This window comes from Acidovorax sp. GW821-FHT09A11 (genome assembly GCF_059418365.1).
The window spans coordinates 526,460-542,901 of sequence record NZ_JBWKPS010000001.1; the positions used below are offsets into that span (position 1 = coordinate 526,460).

The following is a 16,442-nucleotide window of genomic DNA, read 5'->3' on the forward strand; positions in this document are numbered from 1 at the left end:
ATAGTAAACAAACCACCGAATTCACCAAAGGACGACCATGCAAGACATCCTGGATCAACTGGAGAAAAAGCGTGCGCTGGCACGCCTGGGCGGCGGGCAAAAGCGCATTGATGCGCAGCACGCCAAGGGCAAGCTCACGGCGCGCGAGCGCATCGAGCTGCTGCTGGACGACGGCACGTTCGAGGAATGGGACATGTTCGTCGAGCACCGCTGCACCGACTTCGGCATGGAGGACAACAAGATCCCCGGCGACGGTGTGGTGACGGGTTACGGCATGATCAATGGCCGCCTGGTGTTCGTGTTCAGCCAGGACTTCACGGTGTTCGGCGGTGCTTTGAGCGAAACCCACGCCGAAAAGATCTGCAAGGTGATGGACCAGGCCATGAAAGTCGGCGCACCGGTCATCGGCCTCAACGACTCGGGCGGCGCGCGCATCCAGGAAGGTGTGGCGTCGCTGGGCGGCTATGCCGACGTGTTCCAGAAGAACGTGCTCGCCAGCGGCGTGATTCCGCAGATCAGCATGATCATGGGCCCGAGCGCCGGCGGCGCCGTGTACTCGCCCGCGATGACCGACTTCATCTTCATGGTGAAAGACAGCTCGTACATGTTCGTGACCGGCCCCGAAGTAGTGAAGACCGTGACCCACGAAGAAGTGACGGCCGAAGAACTGGGCGGCGCCGTGACGCACACCACCAAGAGCGGTGTGGCCGACATGGCGTTCGAGAACGACGTGGAGGCGCTGATGATGCTGCGCCGCCTGTACAACTACCTGCCGCTCAACAACCGCGAAAAAGCCCCGGTGCGCCCCAGCAACGACCCGGCCGACCGCATGGACCGGAGCCTGGACACCCTGGTGCCCGAGAACCCCAACAAGCCCTACGACATGAAGGAGCTGATCCTCAAGACCGTGGACGATGGGGATTTCTTCGAGCTGCAGCCCGAGTACGCCAAGAACATCCTGATCGGCTTCGCCCGCATGGAAGGCCAGACCGTGGGCATCGTGGCCAACCAGCCGCTGGTGCTGGCGGGCTGCCTGGACATCAAGAGTTCCATCAAGGCCGCGCGTTTTGTGCGCTTCTGTGACGCTTTCAACATCCCCGTGGTCACGTTTGTGGACGTGCCCGGCTTCATGCCCGGTACCAGCCAGGAATACGGCGGCATCATCAAGCATGGCGCCAAGCTGCTGTACGCGTATGCCGAGTGCACCGTACCCAAGATCACCGTCATCACCCGCAAGGCCTACGGCGGCGCGTACGACGTGATGAGCTCCAAGCACCTGCGCGGCGACGTGAACCTGGCCTGGCCCAACGCCGAGATCGCGGTGATGGGCGCCAAGGGTGCCGTGGAAATCATCTTCCGCGAAGACAAGAACGACCCCGTGAAGCTGGCCGCACGCGAGGCTGAATACAAGCAGCGTTTTGCCAACCCGTTCGTGGCCGGCGCACGTGGCTTTATCGACGACGTGATCCTGCCGCACGAGACACGCAAGCGCATCTGCCGGTCGCTGGTGATGCTGCGGGACAAGAAGCTCGAAAACCCATGGCGCAAGCACGGCAACATCCCACTGTGAGCGGACAAGGAGCATAAGAACATGTTTACGAAAATCCTGATCGCCAACCGTGGCGAAATCGCGTGCCGCGTCATCGCCACCGCCCGCAAGATGGGCATCGCCACCGTCGCCGTCTACTCCGACGCCGACAAGGAAGCGCGCCACGTCAAGCTGGCCGACGAGGCTGTGCACATCGGCGCGGCGCCCTCGCGCGAGTCGTACCTGCTGGCCGACAAGATCATTGCCGCCTGCAAACAGACCGGCGCGCAGGCCGTGCACCCGGGCTACGGCTTCCTGTCGGAGAACGAAGCCTTCGCCAAGCGCTGCGAGGACGAAGGCATTGCCTTCATCGGCCCCAAGGCGCATTCGATCGCGGCCATGGGCGACAAGATCGCGTCCAAGAAGCTGGCCAACGAGGCGAAGGTCAACACCATCCCGGGCTACAACGACGCCATCAGCGGCCCCGAGCAGGCGGTGGAAATCGCCAAGGGCATCGGCTACCCCGTGATGATCAAGGCCTCGGCCGGGGGCGGCGGCAAGGGCCTGCGCGTGGCGTTCAACGACAAGGAAGCGTTTGAAGGCTTCACCAGCTGCCAGAACGAAGCCCGCAACAGCTTTGGCGACGACCGTATCTTCATCGAGAAGTTCGTGCAGGAGCCGCGCCACATCGAGATCCAGGTGCTGGGCGACAGCCACGGCAACGTGATCTACCTGAACGAGCGCGAATGCTCCATCCAGCGGCGCCACCAGAAGGTGATTGAAGAGGCGCCGTCGCCCTTCATCAGCGATGCCACCCGCAAGGCCATGGGCGAGCAGGCGGTGCAGCTGGCCAAGGCGGTCAAGTACCAGAGCGCGGGCACGGTGGAGTTCGTGGTCGGCAAGGACCAGGACTTCTACTTCCTCGAAATGAACACCCGCCTGCAGGTGGAGCACCCGGTGACGGAATGCATCACCGGCCTGGACCTGGTGGAGCTGATGATCCGCGTGGCAGCAGGCGAGAAGCTGCCGCTCGCGCAAGCCGACGTGAAGCGCGACGGCTGGGCCATCGAGTGCCGCATCAACGCCGAGGACCCGTTCCGCAACTTCCTGCCATCGACCGGCCGCCTGGTGCGTTTTCAGCCGCCGGAGCAGAGCATGTTCCAGGGCGACACCGACAAGAAGCTTGGCGTGCGCGTGGACACAGGGGTGTATGAGGGCGGCGAGATCCCGATGTACTACGACTCGATGATCGCCAAGCTCATCGTGCACGGCACCGACCGCGACCATGCGATCGCCAAGATGCGCGCGGCGCTCAACGGCTTCGTGATCCGGGGCATCAGCAGCAACATTCCGTTCCAGGCGGCCCTGCTGGCCCACCCTAAATTCGTGACCGGCGAGTTCAACACCGGCTTCATCGCCGAACATTACGGCAAGGGCTTCCACTCCGAGGACGTGCCACACGAGGACCCGCTGTTCCTGGTGGCACTGGCCGCTTTCATGAACCGCCGCTACCGTGCGCGCGCCTCGGGCATCAGCGGCCAGCTGGCAGGGCACGAGGTGAAGGTGGGCGAGCAGTTCGTGGTGGTCACGCTGGGGGCCGAGGGGCAGAACGAGCACCATGCGGTCTCGGTCACCGACTTCCAGGACAAGTCGGGCTCCAGCGTGGTGGCCGTGGACGGCAAGAGCTACCAGATCAGCAGCGCCGCCACGCTGGGCCAGATCCGGGTGCAAGGCCAGTGCAATGGCGCCGGGTTTACCGCGCAGGTGGAGCGCGGCGTGGGCAAGAACCCGCTGGCCCTGCGCATCGCGCACAACGGCACGCAGATCGATGCGCTCGTGCTGTCACCCCTCGGTGCACGCTTGCACAAGCTGATGCCCTTCAAGGCGCCGCCGGACCTGTCCAGGTTCCTGCTTTCGCCCATGCCCGGCCTGCTGGTGGATGTGGCGGTGCAGCCCGGCCAGAAGGTGCAGGCCGGTGAAAAGCTGGCCGTGATCGAGGCCATGAAGATGGAGAACATCCTCTTTGCTGCGCAGGATGGCGTAGTGGGCAAGGTGGTGGCGGGCAAGGGCGAGTCGCTGGCGGTGGACGACGTGATCATTGAGTTCCAGTGATGCCGCCGAGCGCCCCGGTCCGCGCAACACGCTGGCCTGGCCACACACCGCGATGACCGTGGTCTTGCGTGTGCTGCTCGGGCTGGCCGGCGCCGTGCTGCTGGTGGATGGCGCCGTGCTCATGGTCCTGGGGCACCTCGATCTGGGCACCATGCTGCCCGCCGCGTTGGGGGCGGTCTTCCTGGCCCTGGCCGCGTGGTGGACTCCGCTGGCGGGCTGGCGGCACCGTGGGCGGCGGCGCCAGCAGCTGTGGCGCGCGGGCTGGTGGGGCCTGGCGGCCTGGATGGCCAGCCTGGGGGTTTTCTGGGCCTTTCTGGAGAATGCCGGCATCCCGCCTGCACAGGTGCCGCCCGTGCAGGCCATCGTGGTGCTGGGGGGCGGCATCCAGAACGGGCAACCCCGGCCGGCGCTGGCAGCACGGCTGGACACGGCGGCCGCGCTGGCCCGCCTGCAGCCCACCGCCCTGATCGCCGTGTGCGGCGGCGAGGTATGGGGTGAAACGCACACCGAAGCCGAGGTGATGGCCCGCTATCTGCAGCAGCGCCATGGCGTCGCCGCAGGGCGCCTGGTGCTGGAGGCGGAAAGCACCAGCACCGCGCTGAATCTGGCGCTGGGGCGCCCCCTGCTGCTGGCGCGTGGGGTGCCGGCCACGGCCCCGCTGGCCCTGGTGACCAGCGACTTCCACCTGCCGCGCGCCCTGCGCATCGCGCGACGCCATGGCTTCACGGCCATGGTGCCGGTGGCGGCGCCCACCCCCCTGGCCACGCGCTACAACGCGCGGCTGCGCGAATACTTCGCCACGCTGAGCAGCTGGGTGCTGCGCGAGGCATGAGGCCAAGCGGCCTTCTACGCGGAATAGGCCGCTTGCGCTGTACGTAACTGCATTTATAGCTATCAATCAAGGAGCAAATCATGACGGCAAAAGAGCGGCCCTTCAAAGTCCTGGGCATTCAGCAGGTCGCCATCGGCGGCACGGACAAGGCACGCATGAAGACCCTGTGGGTGGACATGCTGGGCCTCACGCAGACGGGCACGTTCCAGAGCGAGCGCGAGAACGTGGATGAAGACATCCTCGCGATGGGGCGGGGCGCCTGGAAGGTGGAGGTGGACATCATGCAGCCGCTGGACATCGACAAGAAGCCCGCCGTGCACACCACGCCGCTCAACCACATCGGCCTGTGGATCGACGACCTGCCCATGGCGGTGGAATGGCTCACTGCCAAAGGCGTGCGCTTTGCGCCCGGCGGCATCCGCAAGGGCGCTGCGGGCTATGACATCACCTTCCTGCACCCCAAGAGCAACGACGAGTTTCCGATCGCTGGCGAAGGCGTTCTGATCGAGCTGGTGCAGGCGCCGGCCGAGGTGATCGCGGCGCTGGGCTGAACAACGGCTGGCTGCCGATGGTGCGGGGGCGACGGCATGCGCCAACGTCGCCCATCGTCAGGCGCCCCCGGGCCACGCGGGGCGGCAGATGGGCACAGATAGCGCCGCGTTGCGGTTGCATCGCGATGGTCGCGTTCCACCACGCGCCAACCTGCCGTCAAATGCGCTGAAAACCCCGTGTTCTGCGCACAAAAAACCAAGGACTTGGGGGCTGTTGGCGACGTACTTTTGTTGGCACTTTTTGTGACCCTTCGGCGTGCGTTTGTGCCTTTTTCTCCTCCAGAATCCGCCCACGTCGCCGCGCACCGGCCGGACAACCTCCTGGCCCAGGCCGCGCGCGCTGTGTAACCCCTGCCGATGGCGGCCCCGTGCCGCCATGGAGCAGATGACTTGAAGGGAACCGATCGCCATGACTTCCATGACCTCCGCCACCGCGGCCACCCAGACCGTTCAGTTGCATCGCCGGCCCGCGCCGCCAGCGCCGCAAGGCCCCTGGAGCGTGGACGCCATCCAGGCGCTGCTCGACAGGCCGCTGATGGACCTTCTTTTCGAAGCGCAGACGGTGCATCGCCAGCACTGGCCCGAGGGAGACATCGAACTGGCCACGCTGCTGTCGGTGAAGACCGGAGGCTGCCCCGAGAACTGTGGCTACTGCCCGCAGGCCGCCGAGTTCGACACCGGTGTGAAGGCCGACAAGCTGATGGAGGTGGACGAGGTGGTGCGGGCTGCCCAGGCCGCGAAGGACGCCGGCGCCACGCGGTTCTGCATGGGTGCGGCATGGCGCGCCCCGAAGGACCGGGACATCGAGAAGGTCAGCGCCCTGATCGGCGCCGTGAAGGGCCTGGGCCTGCAGACCTGCGCCACGCTGGGCATGCTCGAATCGCACCAGGCGCAGGCGCTCAAGGATGCGGGCCTGGACTACTACAACCACAACCTCGACACCGCGCCCGAGTACTACACCGACGTGGTCAGCACCCGCGCCTACCAGGATCGGCTCGACACCCTGCAGCACGTGCGCAGCGCGGGCATCAGCGTGTGCTGCGGCGGCATCGTGGGCATGGGCGAGGCGCCCGTGCACCGCGCGGGGCTCATCGCGCAGCTGGCCAACCTCAGCCCGTACCCCGAGTCCGTGCCCATCAACAGCCTGGTTCGCGTGCCGGGCACGCCGCTGGCCGACAGCGAGCCCATCGACCCGCTGGACTTCGTGCGCATGATCGCCGTCGCCCGCATCACCATGCCCAAGGCCCGCGTGCGCCTGTCCGCGGGGCGCCAGCAGATGGGCGAAGCCGTGCAGGCACTGTGTTTCCTGGCCGGGGCCAATTCGATCTTCTATGGCGACAAGCTGCTGGTGACGGGCAACCCGGATGTGGATGCCGACGTGCGGCTGCTCGCCAAGCTGGGACTGGACGGCCACCGGACGGCGGCGATGGCAGCGCAGGAGGACGGTGGCAGCGTGCAATCTCCTTGCCACCACCCGCATGAAGAGGGCATCTGCGGCTAGGCGCCCTGGCCGTCCGGCACCAGGCGGTCTTCCTCGGGCAGGTCGCTGGCCATGCGGTCGATCTGGGCCTGCAGCGCGTGCTCTCCGTCGGCGAAACGCTGGGCAATGCGCCGGAACTCCTCGGAGAGCGACAGGAAGGCGTCCACCATGTCGGGATCGAAGTGGCTGCCCCGGCCGTCGCGGATGATCTCGACCGCGTGCTCGTGGGAGTAGGCGGGCTTGTAGACCCGCTCGGAGATGAGCGCGTCATACACGTCGGCCACCGCCATCAGCCGTGCTGACAGGGGAATGGTGTTGCCCACCAGCCCCTCGGGATAGCCTGAGCCGTCCCACTTTTCCTGGTGGCTGTAGGCGATCTCCTTGGCGTAGCGGAAGAAGGGGTTGTCCTGCGTGGTTTCGCTTTCGGCCGCCACGATGGCGTCGCGCCCCAGCGTGGTGTGGGTCTTCATGATCTCGAATTCTTCGGGCGTGAGCTTGCCCGGCTTGAGCAGGATGCGGTCGGGTATGCCCACCTTGCCGATGTCGTGCAGGGGGGCGGACTTGAAGATCACCTCGATGGCATCCTCCGTGAGCTCATCGCGAAAGCGCGGGTGGTTTTGCAGCTTGCGGGCCAGCGCTTCCACATAGTGTTGCGTGCGCCGGATGTGGTTGCCTGTCTCGTTGTCGCGCGTTTCCGCCAGCGATGCCATGGCGCGGATGGTGGCGTCCTGCAGTTCGGCCAGGGCACGCGTGCGGTTGGCCACCTCCTGCTCCAGAAAGTGGTTGTGGTGGGCCAGCAGGTCCCGCGCGCGCTTGAGCTGCAGATGGTTGCGCACCCGGGCCATGGTGATGGCGGGGTTGACGGGCTTGGTGATGTAGTCCACGGCGCCCAGCTCCAGTCCCACCGTCTCGTCGTCGGTGGCGCTCATGGCCGTGAGGAAAATCACCGGAATGGCCTCGGTGTCGGCGTTGAACTGCAGGCGCCGCAGCACCTCGTAGCCGTCCATGTCCGGCATCATGATGTCCAGCAGGATCAGGTCGGGTTTTTCGGCCGCCACGATCTGCAGCGCGCGCTCGCCGCTGGGGGCCAGCTTGACCTTGTAGTCCGGCCGCAGAAGGTCGCTCATCAAGGAGAGATTGCCGGGCGTGTCATCCACCACCAGCACCGTGCATTTGCCGCCGCTTGATTCCAATGGACTATTCATGAACTGGGTCCTCCGTGTGTCGTGCGTCGGGAATCCACGCCTGGCGCAGCACCGCGAGTGCGTCGGCGAAGAGATAGTTCTCCAGCAGCCGTTTCATGTCGGCATAGGCGGCGGGCCCCAGCCGGGCCTGCAGGCGGGGGCCGGAGTCCCTGAACAGCTCCACGGCTTCCGAGTCGCTGTCCGCCAGCAAGGCGTCCAGGCGTGCCAGGAGGTCGCGGGCGTGCGCCGCATCCATGGGCGCGTGTGGTGACTCAGGGGGCGCGGCGGCCGCGCTGGTGGCGGCGTCGGACTCGTGGGGCAGGGCTTTCTGCAGGGCCGTCACCAGCGCCTGGCAGGCAGCTTCCACCGGCTGCAGCAAGGCCTCCAGGGGGCCGGCCTGCGCGTTCTGCGCGATGGCCTGTTCCGCGGCATGCGCCAGTTCGGCCAGGCCCACCGCGCCAATGGTGCCTGCCGAGCCTTTCAGCGTGTGCATGGCGCGCCGAGCCGCCTGCGGCTGGCCTTCCGCCAGATGGGCGCGCGTCTCCTGCACGGCGCGGGCCTGGCCGACCACGAACTTGCGCAGCAGGCTTTCGTAGGCGGCGCGTTTGCCCAGCACCCGCCGCAGCCCGGCGGCCGTATGGAGGCCTTCGATGTGTGCCAGGGGGTCGGCTGCCGGCGCCATTGCCGCGGCGGGCGCATCCGCCGTGGGCCGCGCTGCAAGCGCTGCATCGCCGGTGCCCCCCGTGTGGGGCAGTGCAATCCACTGCCGCAGCGCGGCAAACAGGGCCTCCGGGTCGATGGGCTTGGCGATGTGGCCGTTCATGCCGGCGTCCAGGCACTGTTCGCGGTCGCCACTCATTGCGTTGGCCGTCATCGCCAGCACGGGCAGGCGCGCCCAGGCTGGGTTCTCACGCAGCCGGCGGGTGGCCGTGAGGCCGTCCATCACCGGCATCTGCATGTCCATGAGCACGATGTCGTAGGCGCCGCGGGCCAGCATGTCGAGCGCTTCCTGGCCGTTGGCGGCCGCATCCACCACCAGCCCGGCACTGGCCAGCAGTTCGCGGCCCACCTGCTGGTTCAGGTCGTTGTCATCCACCAGCAGCACGCGCGCACCCCGGATCGAGTCCAGGCCTGCGCCCCGCGCCGGGGGCGGCAGGCGCCGCGCTTCGTCCACCCGTTGTGTTCCGCCCAATGCCCGCATGGCGGCATCGAACAGCTGTGATGGGTTCACCGGCTTGGTCAGCATCAGCCCGACGCCCGTGCGGGTGAGTTCGTCCAGCACATCGTCGCGGCCATGCGCGGTGACGATGACGGGGCGGGGAGGGTGGGGCAGCCGTGCGAGCTGGCGGGCGGTTTCGAACCCGTCCATGCCGGGCATTTTCCAGTCGAGAAAGGCGATTTCACAGGGCCGCCCAGCCTCGCCGGCGGCGCGTGCCAGTTCCACGGCCTGGGCCCCTGAGCTGGCGAGCGTCACCGAAAAACTCATGCTGGACAGCAGCTCCGCGAGGATCTGCCGCGCCTGTTCGCTGTCGTCCACCACCAGCACCCGGCGCCCACGCAGGTCGGGCTCCGGCAGCAGCGGGCGCTGGGTGGAGTCTCCCAGGCCGAGCCGCGCAGTGAACCAGAACGTGCTCCCCCGGTCGGGCAGGCTTTGCACGCCCACGTCCCCGCCCATCAGGCCGGCCAGCTTCTTGGAGATGGCCAGCCCCAGCCCGGTACCGCCGTACTTTCGCGTGGTGGAAGTGTCGGCCTGCTCGAAAGAGCGAAACAGCCTTGATTGCTGTTCCTCGGTGAGGCCAATGCCGGTGTCCTGCACCTCGAAGCGCAGCAGCACGCCCTGGGCATCCCGCGCCGCCTCGCGGACCCGCACGATGATCTCGCCCTCGTCCGTGAACTTGACCGCATTGTTGGCGTAGTTGACGAGGATCTGCCCCAGCCGCAGCGGATCTCCCCGCAGGTCGGCGGGCAGGTGCGAGTCCACATCGAACATCAGCTCCAGGCCCTTGGCGGCGCATTTGTCGCTCAGCAGGTTGGCCACGTTGTCGAGCACGCCATGCAGGTCGAAATCCACCACCTCGACCTCGAGCTTGCCCGCCTCGATCTTGCTGAAATCCAGGATGTCGTTGATCAGGCCCAGCAGGTGCTGGCCCGACCGCTGGATCTTCTCGATGTAGTCGCGCTGGCGTGCGGTCAGCTCCGTTCCCAGGGCCAGATGGCTCATGCCGATCACGGCGTTCATGGGCGTGCGGATCTCATGGCTCATGTTGGCCAGGAAGTCGGATTTCATGCGCGATGCATCCTCGGCCTTGGCCTGGGCCACCACCAGTTCATCTTCGTGTTCCCGCAATGCCGCGTTGACCTGCTGCAGCTGCTCCGTGCGCTGGGCCACGCGGGCTTCCAGCGCCTCCTCGTTGCGCCTGAGGGCGTCCACCAGTTCGGCCTGCGCTGCCAGGGCGAGGGATCTCGCCTTTTCGCGCTTGAGAAACTGCCGGGCCATCGCGAACGCGAGCAGGAAGGTCAGGATGGCCTGGAATGCCGTCAACCCGGTGGTCAGCAGTGTCTGGCGCTTCACTTCCGCATTGCGCCGGTCGCCCAGCAGGGCCGAGATGCGCGATGCCTGCAGCGACAGTTCCTGGATGATGTCGCGAAGCCTGTTCAGCTCCACCCGCAAGAGCTTCATGTTCGCGTGGCGGGAGGCCGCGTCGACGCTCTGTCCAAAATGGCTGTCTCCCGCGGCGACAAAGTTCTGCAATGCGTCGAGGGCGTTGCCGTAGATGGGCTCTCCCTGCATCAGGGTGCGGGCGGTACCGCTCTCCAGTGCGCTGAAACGGCTCAGGAACAGGTCGTAGCGCAGCTCCAGGCGGTCGGGGGGCATGCTGGCGGGATCGATCTCGAACTGGTGCAGCGCGTGGTCGAGCTTCTCGTATTCGACACTGAGCTGCAGGAACGACCACAGCGCGTTGACGTCACCCCGGCGCATGACCGCTTCCACGCTGCGGTACTGGTGGTACTGCACGCCGGCGATCGCCACATACGCCACCACCAGGCCCGCAATGATCAGCCGCAGAAGGTGTTTGCTGCGCAGCATGGCGTGGTGCTGGGGATCAAGGGCCCAGGCGCTAGCGGATGCGCAGCACGTTCAGCTGCCAGGCCGCGCGGTTGTAGTACAGCTCGCTGCGCAATTCCGCCTTGGTATCGAACGGGTAGACGATGAAAAGCGGGCCTTTCTCGCGCACGCGCATGGGGCGGTTGTTCATGAGGCGGGCGATGATCACGTCGTGGCGCGTGGCGTCGTCCACGGGAATCTCCGTCTTGTAGTCGTTCAACGCCACGGCCGTGATGCTCGTCCCCTTCGCTCCGACCGCCGCCAGGACATCCCGCAGGAGCGGGCCGGTGAAGGAGACCGCGCTGGGATACCACGGCGTCTGGGTGGAGAAGCTGTGCTGGGGCAGCTTTTCCAGCATCGCCATGTCGAACTGGGCCTGCGAACCGTTGTTCGCCTGGCTGATCGCCCCCTCGATGGTGAGGACCACGGGACCCGTGGGCTTGTCCAGCGCATGGGTTGCGGGCCCTGCCAGCGCGAATCCGACCAGAACCGCCACTTTCACCCAGCAGGCAACGCAACGTGCCGCCGAAAACCTGGAGAGCATGTCGACCCCCTTTTTTGCAACAGTCTTACAGACCGTCGCTCAAAATGTAAACTGATTTGTGGCCGGTGCCTGTTGTTTCAGTGTGAGGGGTATCGTTTTTGAGCGGCCGCGGCACGCGCTGCACCCGCCGCCCGCGAGGCCGCCGGGCTGAAGGCGCGCTCTGAAGCATCAAAATCCGAAGGCGCTGCTGAAACCCGGGCCGGCGATGATGTCCCGCGCTGGCGCAGACTTGTTCCCTCGCAACCCATGACACCTGAATCGAAACCACAGCGATGACCATGCCCATCGACACCGCGAGCGACCTCGACCGACTTCGCCGCGCCTCCGACGCTGCCTGCCGCCTGATGAAAGTGCTGTCCAACCCCGACCGCCTTCTCCTCCTGTGCCAGCTCACGCAAGGCGAGAAAAGGGTGGGGGAGCTGGAAGCACTGGTGGGCGTTTCCCAGCCGACCCTGTCCCAGCAACTGGGCGTACTGCGCGAAGAACGCCTGGTGAACACGCGCCGGGAAGGGAAACACATCTACTATGAGATCGCCAGTCCGCAGGCCCTGGCGGTCTTGGACGTGCTGTTCGAGCAATTCTGCGCCGCCCCGCCAGGGGCTCCCTCCATCCCGCCGGGTTGACGGGCGCCTACCGCGTCCGGCACAAAAAATGGTGTGCAAGGGGCCGCAGCACCGGCGCATATTCTCCGCGCAAAGCGCCTTCGCGTTGCTGGGAATACCCTCGTGGTGCATTGATCGCAATATCGTGACAAGCGGCAACGAGATGGGTAAAGTTGCCAGCAAGCTTTGTGCGCCGCAGCGGGCTATTGCGGCCCTTGGGCACTGATCAATGATGAAGCATCCGGCTCACGGTCGGCCTCGCTTCATTCTTCGCAACGCATGGCCAATTTCAGAGTCGAGGGTCCCCCTTTGAGTCGAAAATACCCGACGCCGTTGAACGAACTCGGTTGCGTCCCTTTCCCCGGCGGCAAAGGCTTTCTGCAATGAGTACCCACACAGCCGAAGGCACCCCCTTCGACACGGAGGTTCATCTGTCCGATGCCGACTACCAGCGGCTGGTGGAGCAGGTGCAAGCGGCCGTATTTGTGATTCGCAAGGGCAGATTCCTCTTCGTGAATCCCAAGCTCGTGGAGCTTTTCGGCTACACCAAGGAGGAAATGCTGGAGAGCATGGATCCCATGCTGCTGTGCGCGCCGGAGCACCGGGACATGGTGCGCGAGCAGGCCAATGCGCGGGTCGCCGGAGTCCCCGGCAAAGCCTATGAGATCGAATGCCTGCGAAAGAATGGCGAGAAGTTCAATGCCCAGGTTTGGGGCGTGCGGATCTTTCTGGGGGAGGAAGCGGCGGATCTGGTCACGCTGCACGATGTCAGCGCCATTCGAACGGCGACCCGCTACGCGCAGCAACGCGCTCAGTTGTTCAGCAATGCCGAGGAACTCGCCCGCATCGGCTCCGCCGAGATGGATCTGGTGTCAGGCACCGTCACCCTGTCGTCCGGCATGCACGCCATCTTCGGAATCCCCCAGACTGACGCTCCGGCCGGAAAGGACTGGCTGCTGGCCCGGGTTCCCGCTGTGGAACGGCCGTATGTGCAGGCGATCAGCGAAGGCGTGTCACCTGACGATGTCTGCGAGTTCCAGCACCGCATCGTTCATTCGGACGGCAGTTTGCGCACGGTGCTGCACCGCGTGCTGGCGGACGCCGACGACGAGGGCCGGGTGGTCAGGACGGTCACGCTCCTGCAGGACATCACGCTGCAGCGCGCGGCGGAGCAGCGGCTGGACAAGCTTGCGAACACGGATGAAGTGACCGGATTGCCCAACCGCAGCGCGTTGACGGAGTATCTTGATACGAGGATGCGCGAGGCGGCGCGGGAAGGGCGGCAGATTGCCGTCCTGAGCGTGGAGATCGACCGGCTCAAGCTCGTGAGTGAATCGCTGGGCTACGCGGCAGGGGACCAGCTGCTCATGGAGGTGGGAACTCGGCTGCAGCCCCAGGCGTTCGAGGATGACCTGCTGGCGCACTTTGGCAGTGGCGAGTTTTCGCTGGTGCTGGCGCGCGAGGGCAATGTGGACGAGCAGTTGGCGCGCACCGTTGCGGCCTCGCTGGTGGATGCGCTGTCGCTGCCCGTCGCGATTGGCGACAACGAAATCAAGGTGACGTGCGACATCGGAATATCCCTGTACCCGGCGCACGGCGAGGACCCGGAAAAGCTGCTTCAGCAGGCTCAGGCGGCCATGTACCGTGCCCATGAACTGGGCAAGAACCAGATCTGCGTGTTCAGCTCCGGCATGCACTCCAAGGCCATCTCCAGGCTCGCCATGGAGTCCGGGCTGCGCCGGGCCCTGGAGCGCAATGAGCTTGATCTGCACTATCAGCCCAAGCTGGAACTGGTCAGTGGAACCGTCATTGGCGCCGAGGCCTTCCTGGAGTGGAACTCCCCGGACGGCACCCTGATACCCAGGTCCAGCTATATACGCGTCGCCGAGGAAACCGGCCTTATCGTGCCCATCGGCGAATGGGTGCTTCGCGCTGCCTGCCGCCAGGCGCTGGAGTGGCAGCGTGCCGGGCACGCCAGCTTCCGGATTGCCGTCAACCTCTCGGCCCGCCAGCTCCAGCAGCCTGATCTGGTCCAGCGGATACAAAAGGTGCTCATTGAAACCGGCCTTGATCCCCGGCTGCTGGGACTGGAGATCACCGAAGGCGCCCTGATGGGCGAGAGCACGCGCATCGCGCGGATTCTGGGCGACCTGAAGGCGCTGGGCATCGAGATCTCGCTCGATGATTTCGGGACGGGCTATTCCAGCCTGAGCTACCTGCGCACACTGCCCATCGATGTCGTGAAGGTGGACCGTTCGTTCGTCCACGACGTCACGGCGGCATCGCAGGACGTGTCCATCACGCGCGCCATCATCAACATGGCGCACAGTCTGCAGATGAAGGTGTTGGCGGAAGGCGTGGAAACCGAAGGCCAGCTGGCGCTGCTCATCGCCAACCGCTGCGACCAGATGCAGGGCTTCTACTTCAGCGGCCCCGTCTGCGCCGACGACATGAGCGCGTTGCTGAGCAAAGGCCAGGCACTGCCGGAGCACCTGCTGCTGCGCCGCACCCACCGGCGCACGCTGCTGCTGGTCGATGACGAGGACAGCATCGTTTCGGCGCTGCGCAGGTTGTTGCGCCGCGATGGCTATCACATCGTGACCGCCAACAGCGGTGCGCAGGGCTTGCAGCGGATGGCCGAGAATTCGGTGGACGTGATCGTTTCGGATCAACGCATGCCCGGCATGACGGGGGTGGAGTTTCTGCGCCGGGCCAAGGAGCTGTATCCCGACACCATCCGCATGGTTCTGTCCGGCTATACCGAACTGCAATCCATCACGGATGCCATCAATGAAGGGGCCATCTACAAGTTCCTCACCAAGCCCTGGGATGACGAGAGGCTTCGCAACCACGTCGCGGAAGCGTTCTCCCAGAAGGAGATGGCGGATGAGAATCGGCGCCTGGCCAATGCGGTGCTCAGTGCCAACGAGGAGCTCAGCGCGGTCAATGACCGCCTGCAACAGCTGCTGGCGAACCAGCGGGAGCAGATCCACCGTGAAGAGAGTAGCCTGAGCGTTGCGCGGGAGGTGCTGGACAATATTCCGGCCGCCGTCATCGGGATCGACCTGGAAGGCATGGTGGCGTTTGTGAACGCGGATGCCGAAACGCTGTTTGGCACCACGGCGGCTTTGCTCGGGCAGGACGCGGAACAGGTCCTGCCGGAGGATCTTCGCAAGGTGTGGCATTTCGCGGACCAGAGCTACCACGATGTCCAGGTTGCCGGCGGGGCGTTTCGCGTGGTATGCAGATCGGTGGGAGGGGAAAATCATTCACGGGGGCGGCTGCTGGTCCTGGTTCCCAGCAGCGCGGCCTGACACCTACGGACTCCCATGCAAGCTCTTTCCACCTCGATTGAATGGACCCCGGAGGGGATGCTCCTGGCCCAGCCGGTGCTGGACGCGCACGGACAGCTCCTGCTCCCGGCGGGGACGCCCATCACGCGCGGGATCCTGAACAGCCTGCAGCAGCGGGGAATCGACACCGTCTTCGTCAATCCGCCGGAAGGTGTTTCGGGCATTGTCGACAAGCTGGATCCAGCCACACAGCAGGCACAGACGGAAAAACGCCTGCTGCATCTGTTCCGGCCTGCCATGCGGGCCGGCCAGCTCAATCCGCTGTTTCATCTGATCCTGCGATATCGCTCCACGGAGACACCATGAAGCAGCTCACTGCAGATGCCATATTGCGCAGTGTCCATGAGCTGCCGGCGCTGCCCGCGGTGGTGCTGGAACTGATCCAGTCCTTTGGGGACAGCCATGTTTCCGCCGAACAGCTGGCCGTGAAGATATCGCACGACCAGGCCATCGCCGCCAAGACGCTTCGGCTGGCGAACTCTTCCTTCTATGGCCTTCCTCGCCAGGTCACCTCCATCGCAGAGGCCACCGCGATTCTCGGGCTTCGCACCCTGCGCAGCGTGGCCACGGCCGCGGGATTGGTGGGCGGTTTTGCGAACTCCCGCTGCCAAGGGTTCGACTTTGATGCGTTCTGGCGCCATGCGATCGGTACGGCACTCACCGCCAGAGCCTTGGCGCAGCGCACGCGATTGGACGAGGATGCGGCGTTCACGCTGGGGCTGGTGCATGACATCGGGCGGCTGGTGCTCGTGAGCTCCTACGAGGACGAGTATGCCCAGGCCATTGCTTACCAGCTGGAACACGATTGCCTGATGCATGCCGCGGAGCGCCACTACTTTGGTGTTGACCATGCCGAGGTCGGCGGGGTGATCGCGGAGCATTGGCATTTTGCGCCGGAGATTGTTGCGGCCATTTCATGCCACCACCGCCCGCCGCCTGCCAGCGGCCTGTGCCTGACGGACCTCGTGCATGTCGCCGACAACATTGCGCACGGCCTGGATCTTTCTCACAAGGAAAACGATATGGTGCCCTTGCTGGCCCTGGATGCCTGGGGCAGACTGGCACTGGCCGACGGTGACTACATGGCAGTTTTCGATGCGGTGGCAGAGCAGCATGAGGTTGTCTGCCACGCACTCCTGGCCTGAAAGAG

Annotated in this window: 12 protein-coding genes; 9 read left to right on the forward strand and 3 right to left on the reverse strand. The window is 65.5% G+C overall.

Features of this window, described 5'->3' with window-relative positions:
* Positions 1-37: 37 nt before the first annotated feature.
* The 5 genes from AC07PV_RS02420 (at position 38) to bioB (ending at position 6,524) form a co-directional block, all read left to right on the forward strand.
* A complete protein-coding gene (locus AC07PV_RS02420) occupies positions 38-1,570 on the forward strand; it encodes an acyl-CoA carboxylase subunit beta (RefSeq protein WP_010458871.1) in 1,533 nt (510 codons plus the stop codon).
* A gap of 21 nt (positions 1,571-1,591) precedes the next feature.
* Positions 1,592-3,640, forward strand: coding sequence for an acetyl-CoA carboxylase biotin carboxylase subunit (locus AC07PV_RS02425; protein ID WP_492262008.1), 2,049 nt, complete (start codon positions 1,592-1,594; stop codon positions 3,638-3,640).
* On the forward strand, positions 3,627-4,472 hold the full coding sequence (locus AC07PV_RS02430) for a YdcF family protein (protein WP_370627709.1): 846 nt from the start codon (positions 3,627-3,629) through the stop codon (positions 4,470-4,472). The genes AC07PV_RS02425 and AC07PV_RS02430 overlap by 14 nt, the downstream gene beginning before the upstream one ends.
* 80 nt (positions 4,473-4,552) lie before the next feature.
* Complete coding sequence (locus tag AC07PV_RS02435; RefSeq protein ID WP_218294996.1) at positions 4,553-5,023, forward strand: VOC family protein; 471 nt, start codon at positions 4,553-4,555, stop codon at positions 5,021-5,023.
* Positions 5,024-5,432: 409 nt separating this feature from the next.
* Positions 5,433-6,524: a biotin synthase BioB gene (bioB, locus tag AC07PV_RS02440; RefSeq protein WP_492245972.1), complete on the forward strand. Its 1,092-nt coding sequence runs from the start codon at positions 5,433-5,435 to the stop codon at positions 6,522-6,524.
* Here bioB and AC07PV_RS02445 read toward each other — a convergent pair.
* From AC07PV_RS02445 to AC07PV_RS02455, 3 genes are read right to left on the reverse strand one after another with little or no spacing between them, the layout of a single operon-like run.
* The gene (locus AC07PV_RS02445) at positions 6,521-7,708 is read right to left on the reverse strand and encodes an HD domain-containing phosphohydrolase (protein WP_494629271.1); all 1,188 of its coding nucleotides are present in this window, start codon (positions 7,706-7,708) and stop codon (positions 6,521-6,523) included. The two genes, bioB and AC07PV_RS02445, sit on opposite strands and share 4 nt — an antisense overlap.
* Positions 7,701-10,775: a hybrid sensor histidine kinase/response regulator gene (locus AC07PV_RS02450; RefSeq protein WP_494629272.1), complete on the reverse strand. Its 3,075-nt coding sequence runs from the start codon at positions 10,773-10,775 to the stop codon at positions 7,701-7,703. Before AC07PV_RS02450 ends, AC07PV_RS02445 begins: the two co-directional genes overlap by 8 nt.
* Before the next feature lie 31 nt (positions 10,776-10,806).
* Positions 10,807-11,337 (reverse strand): putative pterin-binding protein, encoded by a 531-nt coding sequence (locus tag AC07PV_RS02455; protein WP_494629274.1) that lies wholly within the window; start codon positions 11,335-11,337, stop codon positions 10,807-10,809.
* A gap of 278 nt (positions 11,338-11,615) precedes the next feature.
* On the opposite strand from AC07PV_RS02455, the gene AC07PV_RS02460 reads away from it, so the two are divergent.
* The 4 genes from AC07PV_RS02460 (at position 11,616) to AC07PV_RS02475 (ending at position 16,437) form a co-directional block, all read left to right on the forward strand.
* Entirely contained in the window at positions 11,616-11,960 is a 345-nt protein-coding gene (locus AC07PV_RS02460) for an ArsR/SmtB family transcription factor (RefSeq protein WP_218295000.1), read from the forward strand.
* Between the two features lie 362 nt (positions 11,961-12,322).
* On the forward strand, positions 12,323-15,253 hold the full coding sequence (locus AC07PV_RS02465; RefSeq protein ID WP_494629275.1) for an EAL domain-containing protein: 2,931 nt from the start codon (positions 12,323-12,325) through the stop codon (positions 15,251-15,253).
* Between the two features lie 15 nt (positions 15,254-15,268).
* Complete coding sequence (locus tag AC07PV_RS02470) at positions 15,269-15,598, forward strand: hypothetical protein (protein ID WP_492253225.1); 330 nt, start codon at positions 15,269-15,271, stop codon at positions 15,596-15,598.
* Positions 15,595-16,437, forward strand: a complete 843-nt coding sequence (locus tag AC07PV_RS02475) for an HDOD domain-containing protein (protein WP_218295003.1) — start codon at positions 15,595-15,597, stop codon at positions 16,435-16,437. The genes AC07PV_RS02470 and AC07PV_RS02475 overlap by 4 nt, the downstream gene beginning before the upstream one ends.
* Positions 16,438-16,442: the final 5 nt, after the last annotated feature.

What these genes read in the sequence shown, in the direction of transcription:
- AC07PV_RS02465 (WP_494629275.1), top strand. Translation starts at nt 12,323, where the DNA reads ATGAGTACCCACACAGCCGAAGGCACCCCCTTCGACACGGAGGTTCAT.
- AC07PV_RS02470 (WP_492253225.1), top strand. Translation starts at nt 15,269, where the DNA reads ATGCAAGCTCTTTCCACCTCGATTGAATGGACCCCGGAGGGGATGCTC.
- AC07PV_RS02455 (WP_494629274.1), bottom strand. Translation starts at nt 11,337, where the DNA reads ATGCTCTCCAGGTTTTCGGCGGCACGTTGCGTTGCCTGCTGGGTGAAA.
- AC07PV_RS02425 (WP_492262008.1), top strand. Translation starts at nt 1,592, where the DNA reads ATGTTTACGAAAATCCTGATCGCCAACCGTGGCGAAATCGCGTGCCGC.
- AC07PV_RS02475 (WP_218295003.1), top strand. Translation starts at nt 15,595, where the DNA reads ATGAAGCAGCTCACTGCAGATGCCATATTGCGCAGTGTCCATGAGCTG.
- AC07PV_RS02435 (WP_218294996.1), top strand. Translation starts at nt 4,553, where the DNA reads ATGACGGCAAAAGAGCGGCCCTTCAAAGTCCTGGGCATTCAGCAGGTC.
- AC07PV_RS02460 (WP_218295000.1), top strand. Translation starts at nt 11,616, where the DNA reads ATGCCCATCGACACCGCGAGCGACCTCGACCGACTTCGCCGCGCCTCC.
- AC07PV_RS02450 (WP_494629272.1), bottom strand. Translation starts at nt 10,775, where the DNA reads ATGCTGCGCAGCAAACACCTTCTGCGGCTGATCATTGCGGGCCTGGTG.
- AC07PV_RS02445 (WP_494629271.1), bottom strand. Translation starts at nt 7,708, where the DNA reads ATGAATAGTCCATTGGAATCAAGCGGCGGCAAATGCACGGTGCTGGTG.
- bioB (WP_492245972.1), top strand. Translation starts at nt 5,433, where the DNA reads ATGACTTCCATGACCTCCGCCACCGCGGCCACCCAGACCGTTCAGTTG.
- AC07PV_RS02420 (WP_010458871.1), top strand. Translation starts at nt 38, where the DNA reads ATGCAAGACATCCTGGATCAACTGGAGAAAAAGCGTGCGCTGGCACGC.